The organism is Streptomyces sp. SS1-1 (genome assembly GCF_008973465.1).
Lineage (GTDB): Bacteria > Actinomycetota > Actinomycetes > Streptomycetales > Streptomycetaceae > Streptomyces.
This window is the reverse complement of sequence record NZ_WBXN01000004.1, coordinates 4890900-4910832: the sequence shown is the minus strand read 5'-3', so window position 1 is coordinate 4910832 and position 19933 is coordinate 4890900. Positions and strand designations below refer to the sequence as shown.

Here is a 19933-nt window from a genome sequence, read left to right as displayed (position 1 = left end):
CCTTACGTCACTTGGCGGCAGCGGCCGGAGCGTCCTCGCCGAGCAGCTTGCCGTCCGAGGTCTCGAACTGCTTCTTGAACTCCGCGATGGCGTCGGCGACGGCCGTGAGGGTGTCGTCCGACATCTTGCCGCCCTCCTTGATGGAGGTCATGAGGCCCTGCTCCTTGCGGTGCAGGTACTCCAGGAGCTCCTTCTCGAAGCGGCGGATGTCGGCGACCGGGACGTCGTCCATCTTGCCGGTGGTGCCGGCCCACACGGAGACGACCTGGTCCTCGGTGGACATGGGCTCGTACTGGGCCTGCTTCAACAGCTCGACCATGCGCTGGCCACGCTCCAGCTGCGCCTTCGACGCGGCGTCCAGGTCGGAACCGAAGGCGGCGAACGCCTCGAGCTCACGGAACTGGGCGAGGTCCACGCGCAGACGGCCGGAGACCTGCTTCATCGCCTTGTGCTGCGCGGAACCACCGACTCGGGAGACGGAGATACCGACGTTCAGCGCGGGGCGCTGACCGGCGTTGAACAGGTCCGACTCCAGGAAGCACTGGCCGTCGGTGATGGAGATGACGTTGGTCGGGATGAACGCCGAGACGTCGTTGGCCTTCGTCTCGACGATCGGCAGACCGGTCATCGAGCCGGCACCCATCTCGTCGGAGAGCTTCGCGCAGCGCTCCAGCAGACGGGAGTGCAGGTAGAAGACGTCACCCGGGTAGGCCTCGCGGCCCGGCGGGCGGCGCAGCAGCAGGGACACGGCGCGGTAGGCGTCGGCCTGCTTCGAGAGGTCGTCGAAGATGATGAGGACGTGCTTGCCCTCGTACATCCACTGCTGGCCGATGGCCGAACCGGTGTACGGCGCCAGGTACTTGAAGCCGGCCGGGTCGGACGCCGGGGCGGCGACGATGGTCGTGTACTCCAGCGCGCCGTTCTCCTCCAGCGCGCGGCGGACCGACGCGATGGTCGAGCCCTTCTGGCCGATGGCGACGTAGATGCAGCGGACCTGCTTGTTCACGTCGCCCGAGCGCCAGTTGTCGCGCTGGTTGATGATCGTGTCGACGGCCAGGGCGGTCTTGCCGGTCTGGCGGTCACCAATGATCAGCTGGCGCTGGCCGCGGCCGATCGGGGTCATCGCGTCGACGGCCTTGTAGCCGGTCTCCATCGGCTCGTGCACCGACTTGCGCTGCATGACCGTGGGGGCCTGCAGCTCGAGGGCACGACGACCGCTGGTCTCGATCTCGCCGAGGCCGTCGATCGGGTTGCCGAGCGGGTCGACGACGCGGCCGAGGTAGCCCTCGCCGACGGCCACGGAGAGCACCTCACCGGTGCGCTGCACCGGCTGACCCTCCTCGATGCCGCTGAACTCACCGAGGACGATGGCGCCGATCTCGCGCTCTTCCAGGTTGAGCGCGAGGCCGAGGGTGCCGTCCTCGAACTTCAGCAGTTCGTTGGCCATGGCCGAGGGGAGGCCCTCGACCTTCGCGATGCCGTCGCCGGCAAGGGTGACCGTACCGACCTCCTCGCGCGAGGCCGCGTCCGGCTTGTACGACTGGACAAAGTTCTCCAGCGCGTCCCGGATCTCCTCCGGCCGGATCGTGAGCTCCGCCATCTGGGTTCCCTGCTCTCCTTGTTGGGCCCGAAGTTTCACTTTGGGGGGATGGGGACTCCCCCCTGAACGAGGTGAATCCTCTGTACGACCCAACTGGGCCGTCGTAAGTACGTACTGCGTATTGAGTTGCTGCTAGCCCGCCAGGCGGCGGCCGGCGTCCTCGATGCGGTCCGCGATCGCGCCGTTGATGACCTCGTCGCCGACCTTGACCCGGATGCCTCCGACGACCTCGGGGTCCACGTCGAGATTGAGGTGCATCTGACGGCCGTAGACCTTGGCGAGGGCGGCGCCCAGGCGCTGCTTCTGCCGGTCGCTCAGCGGCACCGCCGAGGTGACGACGGCGACCATGCGCTCCCGGCGGTCGGCGGCGAGCTTGGACAGGGACTCCAGTCCCGACTCCAGGCTACGTCCACGCGGCGCGGTGACGAGGCGCGTCACCAGACGCTCGGTGGTCGCCTTGGCCCGGCCGCCGAGGAGGCTGCGGAGCAGCTCGCTCTTGGCCGAGGCGGTGGCGGCGCGGTCGGTGAGCGCGGCACGCAGCTCCGTGTTGGAGGAGACGATCCGGCCGAACCGGAACAGCTCGTCCTCGACGTCGTCGAGCGTGCCCGCCTTCTGGGCGGCCGTGAGGTCGGCGATGTTCGCCAGCTCCTCCAGCGCGTCCACCAGGTCGCGGGACTGCGACCAGCGCGAGCGCACCATGCCGCCCAGCAGGTCGGCGGTCTCGCCGCCGACCTGGTTGCCGAGCAGACGCCGGGCCAGGTCGGCCTTGGCCTCGCCGGCCTGCGCCGGGTCGGTGAGGACCCGACGCAGCGACACCTCGCGGTCGAGCAGCGCGGTGACGGCGGCCAGCTCGTCGGCGAGCCGTCCGGCGTCGACGGAGGTGTTGTCCGTCAGCGCGTCGAGTCGCTCACGTGCGGCTGCCAGGGCCTCGCGGCTCGCTCCGTTCATCGTCCGGCCTCGGCCTTCTCCTCGAGCTCGTCGAGGAAGCGGTCGATGACGCGGCTCTGCCGGGCGTGGTCCTCGAGGGACTCGCCGACGAGCTTGCCGGCCAGTTCGGTGGCGAGCTTGCCGACGTCCTGGCGCAGCGCGGACGCGGCGGCCTTGCGGTCGGCCTCGATCTGGGCGTGACCGGCGGCGACGATCTCCTCACGCTGCCGCTGGCCTTCCGCGCGCATCTCGGCGATGAGCGTGGCGCCCTGCTCCTGCGCCTCCTGGCGCAGACGCGCGGCCTCGTGCCGGGCCTCGGCGAGCTGAGCCTTGTACTGCTCAAGAACGCTCTGGGCCTCGGTCTGCGCGGCCTCGGCCTTCTCGATACCGCCCTCGATGGCCTCGCGACGCTGCTCCAGAACCTTGTTGATGTTCGGGAGGAGCTTCCAGGCGAGGAAGCCGAAGACGATGACGAAGGCGATGAGGCCGATGACGAGCTCGGGGACCGGCGGGACGAGGGGGTTTTCCATCTCCTCGGCCGCCACAATGAGCAGCTGGCTCATGTCAGTGCCTTTCGTCTAGTCGGCTGGTCGTGGATCGTCAGATCACTTGCCGTAGACGAACGGCATGACCAGACCGATGAGGGCGAGCGCCTCACAGAAGGCGAAGCCGAGGATCTGGTTGGCGCGGATCAGGCCGGCGGCCTCGGGCTGACGGGCGAGGGCCTGGGTGCCGTTACCGAAGATGATGCCGACGCCGACGCCGGGGCCGATGGCAGCGAGGCCGTAACCGATGGAGCCGAGCGAGCCGGAAACAGCGGCAAGGGTCTGGGACATGCCAGTTCTTCCTTTTCTTTACGGACCGGTGGGGGTTGGCCACCGGACGACTTGGGATCGAGGGGGGAAGGGCTCAGTGGTGCTCGGCGAGCGCGCCCTGGATGTAGGTGCACGTCAGGAGCACGAAGACGTACGCCTGAAGGGCCTGGATGAAGAGCTCGAAGGCCGTCATCACCACGGTCATGATGAACGAGACACCGGCGTAGGCGATCCCGATGCCGTTCAGCAGATACCAGCTGGCGATCGTGAAGAGAAGCAGCAGGGTGTGGCCGGCGAACATGTTCGCGAAGAGTCGGACGGCGTGGGTGAAGGGCCGCACCAGCAGGTTCGAGAAGAACTCGATGAGCATGGCGAGCGGAAGCACCGCGCCGAGCGACTTGTCGTAGCCCGTGACGTTCTTGAAGAAGCCGACGAATCCGTGGCGCTTGAACGTCAGCGAGACCCACAGGACGTAGACGATCAGTGCCAGCACCGCGGGGTAGGCGATGATCGCCGTCACCGGGAACTGAGCGACCGGGATGACCGACCAGAGGTTCATCATCCAGATGAAGAAGAACAGCGAGACGATGAGAGGAACGTACTTCTCGCCCTCCTTCTTGCCGATCGTCTCGTAGACGACACCGCGCCGGATGAAGTCGTACCCGGCCTCGGCGACCATCTGCAGCTTGCCCGGAACGACCTGCGGCTTGCGGAACGCGGCCCAGAAGAAGCCGATGATGACGATCGAGCCGAGCAGCGCGAGCAGCATCGTCTTGTTGAAGTAGACGTTGCTGTCCGCGTCGCCCCACAGAGGCTCGAACAGGAACGAGTGCAGGCCGGGAGCCGGGAAGCCACAGCCGTCGAAGATGTGGCAGTCGGTCTCGAAGGCGAGCACCTGCGTCGGGTCAGCACTCACCGCGGGCTCCTTCAGCGTGGCGCATAGGTACGGCAACCTCGTTGTGTCGGCGCGGCGCGAGGCCGCGGGTCGGCACGGGACTGGTGTTACGGATATGGGGGCGGCTGGGGGGCATCTCGCCTCGCGATTGAGCAGGCGTCAGCTCAGATGCCCGCGCCCGCGATGCCGCAGTTGGCACCGGACGATAGCAGGACTTCTCGAGCGCCTTTATCCCGCCCCTACCCCTCACGACGAATGCCCCGTCTTTTCGGACTTGCCGTCCTTGGAGGAGGCGTCCGAATCGGGTTCCACGTAGAGGATCTTGGCCTTCATGTGGGCCCGGGTCTGCGCGGCGATCCACACGAGCGTGGTCGCGAGCAGGGTGATGGCGAAGGCCCGCGGGTTGAACAGCGTGGTGTTCTTGAACGCGGCCATGAAGATGAAGAGCAGCAGGATCTGCGCGGCGTACAGCATCAGACCCATGGCCTGGAACAGATGCGGAAGCGATTTGGCAGTGCGCTGCAGGATGTAGAGGCCCAGCCCCATGAAGAGGAGCACGACCAGCGTCGCGACGACGGCCCCGATCGCGCCCTTGCCACCGGCGACCACACCGCTGACGACAGCGGCTACGGCGCCGGCGCCGGCTGTGGGCACACCGGCCTGGAGCAGGGTGCGGGCGTCATTGGACGGCATGGCGGCAACTCCGCTTTCACGGTGGGGGCAGGGTGTCGTCATGGACGAGCGTAGTCCCGGGTGGAGAGAGAACCTCACGCCGGTGGACCGTCGCACTGCGGCCCTACGGCTCTGTCCGGGGGGTTCTCGTGAACCGTATCACAAACTATTTGATGAGGTCTTTACCTGGGAGTGTGCCTACTGTCACACATGAGGGTGATGGCGCGCGTCTGTGCAGTTCACGGGGTGCCTTGTCTGGTATTGGGACACTTCGTTCCCCCATGACTTGGCAATGCTCTCGTCAGATTCTTACCTTGAGGCGCTTCTCACCTGGTGCGCGAACGCGACCCGAGCGCCGTCGCGCCGTTGGCGGCGGTGGCTCCCGCAGCGACCGGAGTGCGGAGTTCCGGGTCCTCGGTCAGGGCCGGCGGCGGGGTGGTCGCGTCCGCGGAACGGCTCACGGACCGGCGCCTGCGGTAGCGCGGCGGCACGAAGTGTTCCGCCCAGCGCGGGGTGCGCGGGGTGAAGCGTGGGAGGAGCAGGAGGACCAGGCCGATGGCGCTGAGGAAGACCACGCCGAGGACGATCCACATGGACGCCGAGTTGACCGAGTAGGCGAGCGCGCCGAAGGCGATCAGGGCCGACCAGAAGTACATGATCAGCACCGCGCGGCTGTGGGAGTGGCCGATCTCCAGCAGCCGGTGGTGCAGATGCCCCCGGTCCGCGGCGAACGGCGACTGGCCGCGCCAGGTGCGGCGCACGATCGCCAGGATCAGGTCGGCGGCCGGGATCGCGATGATCGTGAGCGGCATCAGCAGCGGGATGTACAGGGGCACCATCTGGTGCACCGCGCTGCGCTCGGACCCGCCGAAGAGGTTGTCCGGGTCGACCTGGCCGGTGACGGAGATGGCGCCAGCCGCCAGGACGAGCCCGATCAGCATCGAGCCCGAGTCGCCCATGAAGATCCGCGCCGGGTGCATGTTGTGCGGCAGGAAGCCCAGGCACATGCCCATGAGGATGGCCGAGAAGAGCGTCGCGGGCGCCGCCGCCTCGATGCCGTACGAGTACCAGATGCGGTAGGCGTACATGAAGAACGCCGCCGCCGCGATGCACACCATGCCGGCCGCGAGTCCGTCGAGGCCGTCCACGAAGTTGACCGCGTTGATGGTGATTACGACCAGCGCGACCGTCAGCAGCGTGCCCTGCCACTGGGTCAGCGCGACCGTGCCGACCTTGGGGATGGGCAGCCACAGGATGGTCAGACCCTGCATGACCATCACACCCGCGGCGATCACCTGGCCGCCCAGCTTGATCAGGGCGTCGATCTCGAACTTGTCGTCCAGGACGCCGATCAGCCAGATCAGCGCCGCCCCGGAGAGCAGCGCCCGGGGCTCGTTGGACTTCTCGAAGACCGCGCTGAGGTTCGTGAGATGGTCCGCGACCAGCAGTCCGGCGCACAGGCCGAAGAACATCGCGATCCCGCCGAGCCGCGGAGTGGGTTCCCGGTGCACGTCGCGCGCCCGGATCTCCGGCATCGCCCCCGCCACGATCGCGAACTTCCGCACCGGCCCTGTCAGCAGATACGTCACCGCGGCCGTGACACAGAGCGTCAGCAGGTATTCACGCACGGGCTTCCCCACAAATCTCGCCGGCCATCTCAGCCCCACACCCTAGCGACGGAGGCGTACGCGACGCATATGTGAGGGGACTCCCGGGTAACGACGATGGTTGCACGTCTCGCTGTGTGCCCGGCGCGGGTACCCCGTCTCACCGGGGATAGGGCGGGAATCCGGCGGTCAGCTCCCGGACCTCCTCACGCGCCGTGTGACGTTCGTCGTCCCCGCGCAGCACGCCCGCGATCAGCGCCGCCACCCGCGTCATCTCCCGCTCGCCCATGCCCTGCGTCGTGACGGCCGCCGTGCCGAGGCGCAGGCCCCGGACGTCGCCGTGCGGCAGCGCGCAGCAGTCCAGGACCACGCCGGCCGCCGCGAGCCGGGAGCGGGCCTCGCGGCCGTCGACGCCGAGGGGGGTCGGGTCGGCGGTGATGAGGTGCGTGTCCGTACCGCCCGTGGTGACCACCAGCCCCTGCGCGGCCAGGCCGGCGGCGAGCGTGCGCGCGTTGGCGACGACCTGGTGCGCGTACGCGGCGAACGCCGGGGTGGCGGCCTCCCCGAACGCCACGGCCTTCGCGGCGACGGTGTGCATCTGGGCGCCGCCCTGCGTGAACGGGAACACCGCCCGGTCGACGCGCTCGGCGAGGTCCGCCCCGCACAGGAGCATGCCGCCGCGCGGGCCCCGCAGCACCTTGTGGGTCGTCGCGCACACGATGTCGGCGTACGGCACCGGGCTGGGCGCCGCTCCCCCGGCCACCAGCCCGATGGGGTGGGCGGCGTCGGCGATGAGGTACGCCCCGACCTCGTCGGCGACCTCGCGGAAGAAGGCGTGGTCGATGTGGCGGGGGTAGGCGATGGAGCCGCACACGATCGCCTTGGGCCGGTGGGTGCGGGCGAGCGTGCGCACCTGGTCGTGGTCGATGAGCCCGGTCTCCGCGTCGACGCCGTACGGGACGAAGTCGAACCAGCGGCCGGAGAAGTTGGCGGGCGAGCCGTGCGTGAGGTGCCCGCCGTACGGCAGGCCGAGCGCGAGGACGGTGTCGCCGGGCCGCAGCAGGACCGCGTAGGCGGCGAGCACGGCGGAGGACCCGGAGTGCGGCTGCACGTTGGCGTGCTCGGCGCCGAAGAGGTCCTTGGCGCGCTCCACGGCGAGCCGCTCGGCCACGTCGGCCATCTCGCACCCGCCGTGGTACCGGCTGCCCGGATACCCCTCCGCGTACTTGTTGGCCAGAGGTGAGCCGAGGGCCGCCAGCACGGCCGGGGACGTGAAGTTCTCGGCGGCGATCAGCTGGAGCGTCGTGGACTGCCGGTCGAGCTCGCCGTGCAGGATGTCGGCGAGCTGGGGGTCCTGCCGCCGCAGGACATCGGCCTCGAGGGTGTGGGTGACCGACATGGTGGGCTCCGGACGTGCGTCGACGATGACGTGAGTCCAATGTAGGCCCGGCACGCCACGTCCGCCCTGCGCTGTTAGGCCCTCGCGGGCACCCCCGTCAGCGCGGTCACCACCGGATCCAGCGCCTCGTGTATCTCCTCGCCCACCGAGCGGAAGAACGTCAGCGGTGCCCCGTACGGGTCGTACACCTCGTCCGCCTCCGCCGTCGGTGCCAGCAGCCACCCGCGTAGAGCCGCCGCGGCGCGCACCAGGGCACGCGCGCGCTGGACCACGCCGTCCTCCAGCGGGGGCAGCGTGGCCGGGTCTATGGCGCGGACCAGGCGGGTGAACTCCTTCAGCGTGAAGGTGCGCAGGCCCGCCGAGTGGCCCATGGAGATGACCTGGGCGCGGTGGTCGCGGGTCGCCGTCAGGACCAGGTCGGCCCTGATGACGTGCTCGTCGAGGAGCTCCCGGCCGGTGAAGCCGTGGGCGTCCGCGCCGAAGTCGGCCAGGACCGTCTCGGCGTTGGCCTCCATGGGCGCGCCCTCGTGGCCCCAGGTGCCGGCGCTCTCCACGACGAGGGAGCGGCCCAGCACGCCGAGCCGCTGCTGCACGAAATGACGGGTCAGCCGCTCGGTGATCGGTGAGCGGCACACGTTGCCGGTGCTGACGTGGAGGATGCGGAAGCTGTCACGCGGCAGACCCACGAAGGTCGTCGTGATCTCCGCCGCGCTCTCCCCGTTGCCTATGCCACGCATGGGGGTCCCCCCTGCTCGAGCGCAGCCGGGAGCTCGGGGGACTCGGGGGCTGTCAATTGGCCACCTCGAGGTCGGGTACGACCTTCCGCAGCTCCTCCGCCGAGATGGCGCCCGCGCGGAGCAGCAGCGGCACCTCACGGGTGACGTCGACGATGGAGGACGGCACGTTGCCCGGGGTGGGGCCGCCGTCGAGGTAGACGGAGACCGAGTCGCCGAGCATGTCCTGCGCGGCGTCGCAGTTCTCCGGCGCCGGGTGCCCGGTGAGGTTCGCGGAGGACACGGCCATGGGGCCGACCTCGGTCAGCAGCTCGATGGCGACGGGGTGCAGCGGCATGCGCACGGCGACCGTGCCCCGGGTGTCACCGAGGTCCCACTGCAGGGACGGCTGGTGCCGGGCGACGAGCGTCAGCGCGCCCGGCCAGAACGCGTCGACCAGCTCCCAGGCCAGCTCGGAGAAGTCGGTGACGAGGCCGTGGAGCGTGTTCGGGGAGCCGATCAGGACGGGGGTCGGCATGTTCCGGCCGCGCCCCTTGGCCTCCAGCAGGTCGCCGACGGCCTCCTTGGTGAACGCGTCGGCGCCGATGCCGTACACCGTGTCGGTCGGGAGGACCACGAGCTCGCCTCGGCGGACAGCGGACGCGGCCTCACGCAGACCCGTCGTACGGTCGGTCGCGTCGTTGGTGTCGTATCGCCGTGCCATGTCTAGCGGGCCTCCTCGTACACGTACTTCCGGACAAGAGCTCGGGGGGTGGTCACGGCAGCGCCTTGCGGGCCGTCGCGAACCGGGGGCGGTTGTTCAGGTCGGGGTGGTCGGCCGCGTCGGCCCAGCCCCGCTCCTCGGTGAAGATCCACGGCACCTGGCCGCCCTGGGTGTCGGCGTGCTCGATGACGACGACGCCGCCGGGCCGCAGCAGGCGGTGCGCGGTGCGCTCGATGCCCCGGATGAGGTCCAGGCCGTCCTCACCGGAGAACAGGGCGAGCTCGGGGTCGTAGTCCCGGGCCTCGGGGGCGACGTACTCCCACTCGGTGAGCGGGATGTACGGCGGGTTGGAGATGACGAGGTCCACCTGGCCGTCGAGGTCGCGGAAGGCGTCCAGGGCGTCGCCCTGCCGCAGCTCGACCCTGGACCCCTCGACGTTCTTCCGGGTCCAGCGCAGGGCGTCCTCGGACAGTTCCACGGCGTGCACGCGGGAGCGCGGGACCTCCTGGGCGAGGGCGAGCGCGATGGCGCCGGAGCCGGTGCACAGGTCGACGATGCAGGGCTCGACGACGTCCATCGCGCGGACCGCGTCTATGGCCCAGCCGACGACGGACTCGGTCTCGGGCCGGGGCACGAACACCCCGGGCCCGACGTGGAGTTCGAGGTAGCGGAAGTAGGCCCGTCCGGTGATGTGCTGGAGCGGCTCACGCTGCTCGCGCCGGGCGATGACCTCCCAGTAGCGGGCGTCGAAGTCGGCGTCCTTCACGGAGTGCAGCTCGCCGCGCTTCACGCCGTGCACGAACGCGGCGAGCTCCTCGGCGTCGTTGCGCGGCGAGGGCACGCCGGCGTCGGCCAGCCGCTGGGTGGCCTGGGCCACCTCCGCGAGCAGCACGCTGCGGGGGCTCGAGGGTCGCCCCCCAAAAGATTGCTGCACGCAAGTCCTCCGTGTCGTACTCGTCCGTGCCTGGGTCCCTGGCGTCCTTACGCGGCTGCCAGCTTGGCCGCCGAGTCCGCGTCGACGCAGGCCTGGATCACGGCGTCGAGGTCGCCGTCCAGGACCTGGTCCAGGTTGTAGGCCTTGAAGCCCACCCGGTGGTCCGAGATGCGGTTCTCCGGGAAGTTGTAGGTGCGGATCTTCTCGGAGCGGTCGACGGTGCGCACCTGGCTGCGGCGCGCGTCGGCGGCCTCCTTCTCGGCCTCCTCCTGCGCCGCGGCGAGCAGCCTGGAGCGCAGGATACGCATCGCCTGCTCCTTGTTCTGCAGCTGGCTCTTCTCGTTCTGGCAGGAGGCCACGACTCCGGTCGGCAGGTGCGTGATGCGCACCGCGGAGTCGGTGGTGTTGACCGACTGGCCGCCGGGGCCGGACGACCGGTAGACGTCGATGCGCAGATCGTTGGGGTTGATCTCGACGTCGATCTCCTCGGCCTCGGGCGTGACCAGCACACCGGCCGCGGAGGTGTGGATACGGCCCTGGGACTCGGTCGCCGGCACACGCTGCACGCGGTGCACGCCGCCCTCGTACTTCAGCCGGGCCCAGACACCCTGGCCGGGCTCGGTGGCGCCCTGGCCGCCCTTGGTCTTCACCGCGACCTGGACGTCCTTGTAGCCGCCGAGCTCGGACTCGGTGGCGTCGATGATCTCGGTCTTCCAGCCGACGCGCTCGGCGTAGCGCAGGTACATGCGCAGCAGGTCGCCCGCGAAGAGCGCGGACTCGTCGCCGCCGGCGCCCGCCTTGATCTCCAGGATGACGTCCTTGTCGTCGCTCGGGTCGCGGGGGACGAGCAGCAGGCGGAGCTTCTCGGTGAGCTCCTCGCGCCGCTGTTCCAGTTCCTTGACCTCGGCGGCGAACTCGGGGTCCTCCGCGGCGAGTTCGCGGGCCGTCCCGATGTCGTCGCCCGTCTGCCGCCAGGACCGGTACGTGGCGACGATCGGGGTGAGCTCGGCGTAGCGCTTGTTCAGCTTGCGCGCGTTCGCCTGGTCGGAGTGGACCGAGGGGTCGGCGAGCCTCGTCTCCAGGTCGGCGTGCTCAGCGACCAGTTCCTCGACGGCCTCGAACATCTTGGGGCTCCTGAAATGCGTACGGAAGGGAAGGGCGGGCGACCAAAAACGCCGGTCCCGGCGCGCCTGGTGGGGGCGCGGCCGTGGACCGGCGAATCGGTGCTCGCTACTTCTTGGAGCCGGCGGCAGCCTTGCCGAAGCGGGCCTCGAAGCGGGCCACACGGCCACCGGTGTCGAGGATCTTCTGCTTGCCCGTGTAGAACGGGTGGCACTCGGAGCAGACCTCGGCGCGGATGGTGCCGCTGGAGATCGTGCTGCGGGTGGTGAACGAGGCGCCACAGGTGCAGCTGACCTGCGTCTCGACGTACTCGGGGTGGATCTCGCGCTTCAAGGTGTCTCCTAGAGTTCCGGGAGGGCGCCGGGTCGCCGCCGCGGGATGCGGGAGCGTGAACCGGGGCCGACGTACCAGTCTGCCAGGACTGGGGCCATCCCCCAAAACCGGGGGGCTCGGTGATCTATTCCGCGCCGGTCACGACGCCGTTCGCGTCGCCGGTGGCGGTGCCCTCGGTGGCCGCCTTCGGGATCGGCTTGTCGTGCTTGAGGGCCGTGAACACCTGCTTCGCCTTGGCCTCGGCGACGACCACCCGGTTCGGGTCGGCCGGGTCGTAGCGGACGGGCAGGGTCACCATGGTCATGTTCTTCGAGCTGATGCCCTTCAGGCCGTTCGCGAAGGACATGAGCCGGTTGACCGAGCCGAGGTGGGAGTCGGTCGTCACGGTCTTGGTGGCGGTGTCGGCGAGGTCGAGCAGCCGCTTGGGGTTGCCGAACAGGTCGATGCTCTTGGCCTGCTCGATCAGCGCCTTCATGAACGCCTGCTGGAGCTGGATGCGGCCGAGGTCGGAGCCGTCGCCGACGCCGTGCCGGGTGCGGACCAGGCCGAGGGCCTGCTCGCCGTCGAGCCGGTGCGTGCCGGCGGTGAGCTTGAGATGGCTGTCGGGGTCGTCGATGGCCTTGGTGGTGGTGACCTCGACGCCGCCGAGCCGGTCGATCAGCTTCTGGAAGCCGGAGAAGTCGACCTCCAGGTAGTGGTCCATGCGGACGCCGGTCAGGGACTCGACGGTCTTCACCGCGCAGGGCGCGCCGCCGGTGCTGTACGCGGAGTTGAACATGACGCCGGGGGCCGCCGGGTGGGCCGTGCCGTCGGTGTCGGTGCAGCGGGGCCGGTCGATGATCGTGTCGCGGGGCACGGAGACCACACTGGCCTTCTTGTGGCCCTTGTAGACGTGCAGGATCATCGCGGTGTCCGAGCGGGCGCTGCCGTCGTCGGCGCCGCCGCCGAGCTTCTTGTTGCCGCCCGAGCGGGAGTCGGAGCCGAGGACGAGGATGTTCTCGGAGCCGTTGCCGGTCTTCTCCGGCCGGTCGGTGCCGAGGGCCTGGTCGATGTCGACGCTCTGCAGGTTGCCGTTGAGCTTGAAGTACAGGTATCCGGCGCCGGTGCCGCCCAGGACCACGATGCCCGCGGCCGTCCAGGCCGCGATCAGCAGCCCCTTGCGTCTCTGACGGGGCTTGCGGCGGCGTCCCTTGCCGCGCGGGCGGGGCGTCTGGGAGCCGGGTCCGCCCGGTATGCCGGGCTCCGGCGTGCTCTCGGCTGACACTGCGCTCCTCGGTTGCTCGTCCGGTCGTCTCCCCCTTGCGGTCAGGGATGGGGCTGGTACATATGCACCCTTACCGCACTATCGTCACCCCGTCCGGTCAGGCGGGGAAACCCGGACGAGGGTTGCACAGACGACGGTGCCCACCGCCGGAGCGACGGTGGGCACGGGGCACTGCGGGTGAGGCGGGCGGAACCCGCTCCCACCTGGGACGTCAGCCGAAGATGTCGTACTGCTTGAAGTCGGTCGCGACGGAGATCCTTGTGGCGAAGATCTCGCTCGTGGCCTTGCCGGTGCCCTTGTACAGGTAGAGCGTGCCGGCGGAGGTGCGGGCCAGGAAGTCGGCCTTGCCGTCGCCGGTGACGTCACCGACGGCGTCGAAGGCGTTGTACGTCCAGTGGCTGCGGACCTTGATCCGGGACGAGAACGCCTCGGAGCCGGTCTTGCCGGTGCCCTTGTACAGGTAGATGTCGCCCGTACTGGCCTGCCGGACGATCAGGTCGGCCTTGCCGTCGCCGGTGAAGTCGCCGTGGCCGCGCACGGAGTTGTACTGGTTCCAGCCGGTGCGGACGGAGAAGCGGGAGCCGAAGGTGCCGTTCCCCTTGCCCGGGTAGACGTACAGCGTGCCGCCCGAGTCGACCGAGATCAGGTCGGGCAGGTAGTCCCCGGTGACGTCACCGGGGGTGACGATCCGGGTACGGCTCTTCCAGTTGTCCGCGATCTTCTTGGTGGACCAGCTCTGGCTGGACTCCACGTAGTGCGTCCAGAAGACGTCGCCGTCGCTGCTGCGGCGGTACACCAGGTCCTGGTAGCCGTCGCGGTCGAGGTCGGTCTGCAGGACGACGTTCACGCCGTTCCAGTTGCCCCAGGACTCGCGGGCCGCGAACGAGCTCCCCTTGGAATCCTTGGAGTAGCCGGTCTTCGTGGAGGACTTGCGCACCCACAGGTCGGCCTTGTGGTCACCGCTGATGTTGGTGTCCTCGACCCGCGGGTAGGCGGCGCCGACGTAGGTGCTGACCTTCGAGAAGACGCTGTAGGCGCCCTTGGCGACGCAGTTCTCCACGCCCCAGGAGACGACGCCGACGATACGGCCCTTCACCACGAGCGGCCCGCCGGAGTCGCCGTTGCAGGCGGAGACGGTGCCGGTGTCGCTGCCGGTGGCCGGGTTGCCCGCGCACACCATGTGGCCCTTGACGAAGTCCGCGCCGAAGTAGCGGGCGCAGGTGCTGTCGGACTGCACGGGCAGCGTGGCCGACTGCAGCGACTGCGAGATGTCCTCGCTGGTGGAGCTGGTGCGGCCCCAGCCGTAGACCTTGGCGCTGGTGCCGGAGGCGTACGAGGCGGTGTCGCCGGACGTCGTCATGCGGATCGGCGTCGCCTTGACCTTGCTGCCCAGCGTGATGACGGCGATGTCGTTGTCGATCTTCGTCGCGCTGTACGACGGGTGGTACCACTGCCGGTACGGCAGCGAGACGGTGCCGCCGTGCAGGTCGCTGCCGCCGGAGCCGTCGGAGGTGGGCAGCTGGTTGGTGCCGGTGACGATGGCGCCGTAGTTGTACCAGTCGTAGCCCTTGACGCAGTGCGCGGCGGTGAGGATCTTCGTCGGCGCGACGACGGCACCGCCGCAGAAGAAGCCCAGGTCGTCGGAGTCGGTGGCGGTGCCCCGGTCGTCGTAGTACCAGAGCTGCGCCATCCAGGGCGCCGTGGTGATGCTGGTCGTGGTGCCGCCGATCACCATGGGGTTCACGGTGGAGTCGTCGGTGCGCGCGGCGTACGACGACTTCTTCGCCGGCTCGCCCGCTTTGTCGTCGCCGGCGAGCGCGCCGGTCACACGGCGCTCCAGCTCGGCCGACGGCACCGAGGCCGTGGCGGGCTTCACGGTGGGCTGCGGCGCGGCCGTGGCGGCTCCCGCGGTGGACGTGAGCAGCGCGGCGGCGACGGCCGCGGCGACACCGGCGGCGGCGACGGGCAGCCCGAAGCGGATCCGGCGTCTGTGACGACCGCTGCCGGATTGGGTGGTGGTCAAGAAGGTCCCCCCAGGACACAAGAGTAGGAAGGGGCGCCTGTGGCACCCGTCCCTTTCAGCGCCACAAGGCCGCCCCACGTCACTCGCGTGACGTGGGGCGGCCTTGTGAGACGCGTACGGCTCAGTCGCCGTTGCCGGGGGTCGGCGTCGTCTTCTGGATCTGCATCAGGAACTCGACGTTCGACTTGGTCTGCTTCATCTTGTCGAGGAGCAGCTCGATGGCCTGCTGCTGGTCCAGTGCGTGCAGGACGCGGCGCAGCTTCCAGACGACCGCCAGCTCCTCGTTGCCGAGCAGGATCTCTTCCTTACGGGTGCCGGACGCGTCGACGTCCACCGCGGGGAAGATGCGCTTGTCGGCGAGCTTCCGGTCGAGCTTGAGCTCCATGTTGCCGGTGCCCTTGAACTCCTCGAAGATCACCTCGTCCATGCGGGACCCGGTGTCCACCAGCGCGGTGGCGAGGATGGTCAGCGAACCGCCGTCCTCGATGTTGCGGGCCGCGCCGAAGAAGCGCTTCGGCGGGTACAGGGCGGTCGAGTCGACACCACCGGACAGGATGCGGCCGGAGGCCGGGGCGGCGAGGTTGTACGCACGGCCCAGACGCGTGATCGAGTCGAGCAGCACGACGACGTCGTGACCCAGCTCCACCAGGCGCTTGGCGCGCTCGATGGCGAGCTCGGCGACCGTGGTGTGGTCCTCGGCGGGGCGGTCGAAGGTCGAGGAGATGACCTCGCCCTTCACCGACCGCTGCATGTCGGTGACCTCTTCCGGACGCTCGTCGACGAGGACGACCATCAGGTGGCACTCGGGGTTGTTGTGGGTGATCGCGTTGGCGATCGCCTGCATGATCATGGTCTTGCCGGTCTTCGGCGGGGCCACGATCAGACCGCGCTGGCCCTTGCCGATCGGCGACACGAGGTCGATGATCCGCGTGGTCAGCACGCCCGGGTCGGTCTCCAGACGGAGCCGGTCCTGCGGGTACAGCGGGGTCAGCTTGTTGAACTCCGGGCGGCCGCGGCCGTGTTCGGGCGCCATGCCGTTGACGGAGTCGAGGCGGACCAGCGCGTTGAACTTCTCGCGGCGCTCGCCCTCCTTGGGCTGACGGACGGCACCGGTGATGTGGTCGCCCTTGCGCAGGCCGTTCTTGCGGACCTGGGCGAGAGAGACGTACACGTCGTTCGGGCCCGGCAGGTAGCCGGAGGTGCGGATGAACGCGTAGTTGTCGAGGATGTCGAGGATGCCCGCGACGGGGATCAGGACGTCGTCCTCGGCGATCTGCGGCTCCTGCACGTCGTCGCGGCCACGACGCCCACGGCGGTCGCGGTAGCGGCCGCGACGGCCACGCCGGCCGCCCTCGAAGTCGTCGTCGTCCTGCGGGCCGTTGTCACGCTGGCGGTCCTGACGGCCGCCGCCCTGCTGCTGGCCCTGCTGACGGTCCTGACGGCCGCCGCCCTGCTGGTCGTCGCCCTTGCGGCGGTCCCCGCGGTCACGGTCACGGCCACGGTCGCGGTCACGGCGGTCACGGCGGCGGCCCTCGCCGCCCTCACCGGCGTCGCCCTTGGCGTCGTTGCCCTGCTGGCCCTGCGACTGCGCGGGCGTCTCGGCCTTCGGCTCGTTCTTCGCCTCGGCGGCGACCGTCTCGGGCGCTCCGGCCTCGGCGGTCGCGCGACGGCGGCGGCGCTCGCCCGGCGCGTCGTCTCCCCCGCGCTCACCGTCGGCGCCGCGCTCCGCGTTGCCGCGGGAGGGGCCGCCGGCCGGCTGGCCGGGGATCTCGATCTGCTGCTGGGCCGCCGCCTGTTCGGCGGGGGCCTCCGCCTTCGCCTTCTTGTCGGCGTCCTCGCCGGTGCGCGCCTTGGACGTGGCACGGCGCTTGGGCTTGGTCTCGGTGGCGGCGTCGGCCTTCGGAGCCGCGGCACCTCCTCCCCCAGAGGGGGTACCCCCAGCCTGCGCCTCCTTGATGACCTCGATCAGCTGGCTCTTGCGCATCCGCGCGGTGCCCCTGATGCCGAGGCCGGAGGCGACCTGCTGCAGCTCGGCCAGCACCATGCCCTCGAGGCCGGTACCGCGGCGCCGCCGGGAGCCGGCACCGCTGGCAGGCGCGGAGGCGTCCGTGGCGGGCGCGGCAGCGGTCTCCTCGACACGTGCGCCCATCAGATCGGTGGTGTCGCTCACGAAGGGTCCTTCCCTGGAGCGGACGTCGGCCTGTCTGGCTCGGCGACCGGTTGTGCTGTCCGGCCTAGGTCCTTGGTGTGTGGACCGGGCCGGGGCGGTGGTCCGCCAAAGGCGGCGGAGGAATATCTGGAGATGGCGGTTCCCTGAGCCGTGGCACTGGATGTCGGTGTCACGCGGCTCGGTCGCGCCGGTTCCGGAGCGTGCCCGGCGAGTCGCTCAGCGCTCGTGTACGAGGTACTGCCCGCATACGTCGTACGGAACACAGTGCGACTTGGGAGGCTCCCGGAAGAATGTCTGTCCCGGACGGGGACACGAAGCACCTCGCCATGGTGGGGTCGGGTGCAGACTTGAGGTTAACACTACCGGATCCAACAAACATTCCCCCTCTCGAAATCCGGCAACCGCACGGTTCAGATGTCACCGGACGGCGCGAGCGGCAGTACGCACGCGCCTTGAGCGTCGAGGTCGAGCCGGTTCGCGGCCCACCCCTCGCCTGCCAGATGGGCGACCTTGTCGGCACTGGCCTCGTCGGCCAGCGCGAGCACGGTCGGGCCGGCGCCCGAGATCACCGCGGGCACCCCGTCGGCCCGCAGCCGCTCCACCAGCGCGGCGCTCTCCGGCATGGCGGGCGCGCGGTACTCCTGGTGGAGGCGGTCCTCGGTGGCGGGCAGCAGCAGCTCGGGGCGCCGGGTCAGGGCCTCGACGAGCAGGGCGGCACGGCCCGCGTTTGCGGCGGCGTCGACGTGCGGGACGGTGCGCGGGAGCAGTCCGCGCGCGGTCTCGGTGAGGACCGGCTTCCCGGGGACGAAAACCACCGGAACGATGGAATCGGCGGGATCCATCCTGATGGCGCGGGCGGCGCCGGCCTCCATCCAGGAGAGGGTGAACCCGCCGAGCAGACAGGCGGCGACGTTGTCGGGGTGGCCCTCGATCTCGGTGGCGAGCTCCAGCAGGGCGTCGTCGTCGAGCCTGGTCTCGCCGCCTATGGTCACCGCCCGGGCGGCGACGATGCCGGCGCAGATGGCGGCGGAGGAGGAGCCGAGGCCGCGGCCGTGCGGGATGCGGTTGGCGCAGACGATCTCGAGGCCGCGCGGCTGGCCGCCCAGCAGGTCGAAGGCGGTGCGCAGGGACCGTACGAGCAGGTGCTTCTCGTCGCGGGGCAGTGTCTCGCTGCCCTCGCCCGCGATGTCGATGTGCAGCCCGGAGTCGGCCACCCGGACGACGACGTCGTCGTAGAGCCCCAGCGACAGGCCGAGGGCGTCGAAGCCCGGGCCGAGATTGGCGCTGGTGGCGGGGACGCGCACCCGGACGGCGGCGGCGCGGAACGCTGGACCGGCCATCGCTCGATGACTCTCCTTGAGCTGCGTGATTGTCGAAGACACTTCGATGCCGTACGAGAACCCAGGGGCCGCGTCCGGGCCGCGGAGACGGCGCGGCACCGCGCCCCTGCGGAGGCATATGCGGCGGGCGGGTTCAGTACAGCCTATCGAAGACAGGTTCTGTGGCGACATAGGGCGCACGGGAGGCGCACGATGCGTGTCGTATGCCCCCTGTGCACCCCCTACCCAGGAACTTCCCCAGGTGGGCGCTTCCTGAAGCGCCACGCGAAACCCTGCGACGGAGTGGGGCGCCGCTGCTCCGGCGGTGACGCCCCACACCCGTCCGGCGGCGCCTACGCCAGGCCGAGCCGCTCGGCCGCCGTGGCCGCGTCGACCGGGACGGTGACCGGCTGCGGGGCGCCGGCGACGGCCCAGTCGGGGTCCTTCAGGCCGTTGCCGGTGACTGTGCAGACGATCCGCTGGCCCGGGTCGACCTTGCCCTGCTCGGCCGCCTTCAGCAGACCGGCGACCGACGCGGCGGACGCGGGCTCCACGAAGACACCCTCCTGCGCGGCCAACAGCCGGTAGGCGCGCAGGATCTCACGGTCCGTCACCTCGTCGATGAAGCCGCCCGACTCGTCGCGCGCGTCGAGGGCGTACTGCCAGGAGGCCGGGTTGCCGATGCGGATGGCGGTGGCGATGGTCGAGGGGTCCTTGACGACCTCGCCGCGCACGATGGGCGCGGAGCCGGACGCCTGGAAGCCCCACATGCGGGGGGTGCGGGTGGACGGGCCGTCGGCGGCGTACTCCTTGTACCCCTTCCAGTAGGCCGTGATGTTGCCCGCGTTGCCCACCGGCAGGACGTGGATGTCGGGAGCGTCACCCAGCATGTCCACGATCTCGAAGGCGGCCGTCTTCTGCCCCTCGATCCGCACCGGGTTCACCGAATTCACCAGCGAGACCGGGTAGTTGTCGCTGAGGTCGCGCGCGAGCGTGAGGCAGTCGTCGAAGTTGCCGTCGACCTGGAGGATCTTCGCTCCGTGCACGAGGGCCTGGCCCATCTTGCCGAGCGCGATCTTGCCCTGCGGCACGAGCACGGCGGACACCATGCCGGCGCGCACCGCGTAGGCGGCGGCCGAGGCGGAGGTGTTGCCGGTGGAGGCGCAGATGACCGCCTTGGCGCCCTCCTCCTTGGCCCGCGTGATGGCCATGGTCATGCCGCGGTCCTTGAAGGACCCGGTCGGGTTCGCGCCCTCCACCTTGAGGTGGACCTCGCAGCCCGTGCGCTCGGAGAGCACCTGCGCGGGCACGAGCGGCGTGCCGCCCTCACGGAGCGTCACGACCGGCGTGGTGTCGGAGACGGGCAGCCGGTCCCGGTACTCCTCGATGATTCCGCGCCACTGGTGGGTCATTGCT

At 70.1% G+C, this 19933-nt stretch carries 18 protein-coding genes; all 18 read right to left on the bottom strand.

Annotation, left to right across the window (positions count from 1 at the left end):
* Positions 1 to 7 precede the first annotated feature (7 nt).
* Positions 8 to 1600 (bottom strand): F0F1 ATP synthase subunit alpha, encoded by a 1593-nt coding sequence (gene atpA / locus F8R89_RS24085; protein ID WP_151785892.1) that lies wholly within the window; start codon positions 1598 to 1600, stop codon positions 8 to 10.
* Positions 1601 to 1732: 132 nt separating this feature from the next.
* Positions 1733 to 2548, bottom strand: coding sequence for a F0F1 ATP synthase subunit delta (locus F8R89_RS24080; RefSeq protein WP_151785891.1), 816 nt, complete (start codon positions 2546 to 2548; stop codon positions 1733 to 1735).
* Entirely contained in the window at positions 2545 to 3090 is a 546-nt protein-coding gene (locus F8R89_RS24075) for a F0F1 ATP synthase subunit B (RefSeq protein ID WP_151785890.1), read from the bottom strand. Before F8R89_RS24075 ends, F8R89_RS24080 begins: the two co-directional genes overlap by 4 nt.
* A gap of 42 nt (positions 3091 to 3132) precedes the next feature.
* Positions 3133 to 3363, bottom strand: coding sequence for an ATP synthase F0 subunit C (atpE, locus tag F8R89_RS24070; protein WP_024884520.1), 231 nt, complete (start codon positions 3361 to 3363; stop codon positions 3133 to 3135).
* Between the two features lie 73 nt (positions 3364 to 3436).
* A complete protein-coding gene (gene atpB / locus F8R89_RS24065) occupies positions 3437 to 4258 on the bottom strand; it encodes a F0F1 ATP synthase subunit A (RefSeq protein WP_151785889.1) in 822 nt (273 codons plus the stop codon).
* Between the two features lie 225 nt (positions 4259 to 4483).
* Positions 4484 to 4930: a hypothetical protein gene (locus F8R89_RS24060; protein ID WP_151785888.1), complete on the bottom strand. Its 447-nt coding sequence runs from the start codon at positions 4928 to 4930 to the stop codon at positions 4484 to 4486.
* A 305-nt stretch (positions 4931 to 5235) separates the two neighbouring features.
* Positions 5236 to 6537: an MraY family glycosyltransferase gene (locus F8R89_RS24055; protein WP_151785887.1), complete on the bottom strand. Its 1302-nt coding sequence runs from the start codon at positions 6535 to 6537 to the stop codon at positions 5236 to 5238.
* A 139-nt stretch (positions 6538 to 6676) separates the two neighbouring features.
* Positions 6677 to 7915 carry a serine hydroxymethyltransferase gene (glyA, locus tag F8R89_RS24050; protein ID WP_151785886.1) on the bottom strand — a complete coding sequence of 413 codons (1239 nt, stop codon included), beginning with the start codon at positions 7913 to 7915 and terminating at the stop codon, positions 6677 to 6679.
* Positions 7916 to 7989: 74 nt separating this feature from the next.
* Complete coding sequence (locus F8R89_RS24045; RefSeq protein WP_151785885.1) at positions 7990 to 8652, bottom strand: protein-tyrosine-phosphatase; 663 nt, start codon at positions 8650 to 8652, stop codon at positions 7990 to 7992.
* A 52-nt stretch (positions 8653 to 8704) separates the two neighbouring features.
* Positions 8705 to 9352, bottom strand: a complete 648-nt coding sequence (locus tag F8R89_RS24040) for an L-threonylcarbamoyladenylate synthase (RefSeq protein ID WP_151785884.1) — start codon at positions 9350 to 9352, stop codon at positions 8705 to 8707.
* Positions 9353 to 9404: 52 nt separating this feature from the next.
* Positions 9405 to 10244 carry a peptide chain release factor N(5)-glutamine methyltransferase gene (gene prmC / locus F8R89_RS24035; RefSeq protein ID WP_151785883.1) on the bottom strand — a complete coding sequence of 280 codons (840 nt, stop codon included), beginning with the start codon at positions 10242 to 10244 and terminating at the stop codon, positions 9405 to 9407.
* An 89-nt stretch (positions 10245 to 10333) separates the two neighbouring features.
* Positions 10334 to 11410, bottom strand: coding sequence for a peptide chain release factor 1 (gene prfA, locus F8R89_RS24030; protein ID WP_151785882.1), 1077 nt, complete (start codon positions 11408 to 11410; stop codon positions 10334 to 10336).
* 106 nt (positions 11411 to 11516) lie between these two features.
* A complete protein-coding gene (gene rpmE, locus F8R89_RS24025) occupies positions 11517 to 11741 on the bottom strand; it encodes a 50S ribosomal protein L31 (protein ID WP_151785881.1) in 225 nt (74 codons plus the stop codon).
* 124 nt (positions 11742 to 11865) lie between these two features.
* The gene (locus tag F8R89_RS24020; RefSeq protein WP_151785880.1) at positions 11866 to 13005 is read right to left on the bottom strand and encodes an LCP family protein; all 1140 of its coding nucleotides are present in this window, start codon (positions 13003 to 13005) and stop codon (positions 11866 to 11868) included.
* Positions 13006 to 13216: 211 nt separating this feature from the next.
* The gene (locus F8R89_RS24015) at positions 13217 to 15028 is read right to left on the bottom strand and encodes a trypsin-like serine protease (protein ID WP_225994477.1); all 1812 of its coding nucleotides are present in this window, start codon (positions 15026 to 15028) and stop codon (positions 13217 to 13219) included.
* Positions 15029 to 15149: 121 nt separating this feature from the next.
* A complete protein-coding gene (gene rho, locus F8R89_RS24010; RefSeq protein WP_151785879.1) occupies positions 15150 to 17198 on the bottom strand; it encodes a transcription termination factor Rho in 2049 nt (682 codons plus the stop codon).
* 410 nt (positions 17199 to 17608) lie between these two features.
* Positions 17609 to 18538, bottom strand: coding sequence for a homoserine kinase (thrB, locus tag F8R89_RS24005; RefSeq protein WP_151785878.1), 930 nt, complete (start codon positions 18536 to 18538; stop codon positions 17609 to 17611).
* 332 nt (positions 18539 to 18870) lie between these two features.
* Entirely contained in the window at positions 18871 to 19929 is a 1059-nt protein-coding gene (gene thrC / locus F8R89_RS24000; RefSeq protein WP_151785877.1) for a threonine synthase, read from the bottom strand.
* Positions 19930 to 19933: the final 4 nt, after the last annotated feature.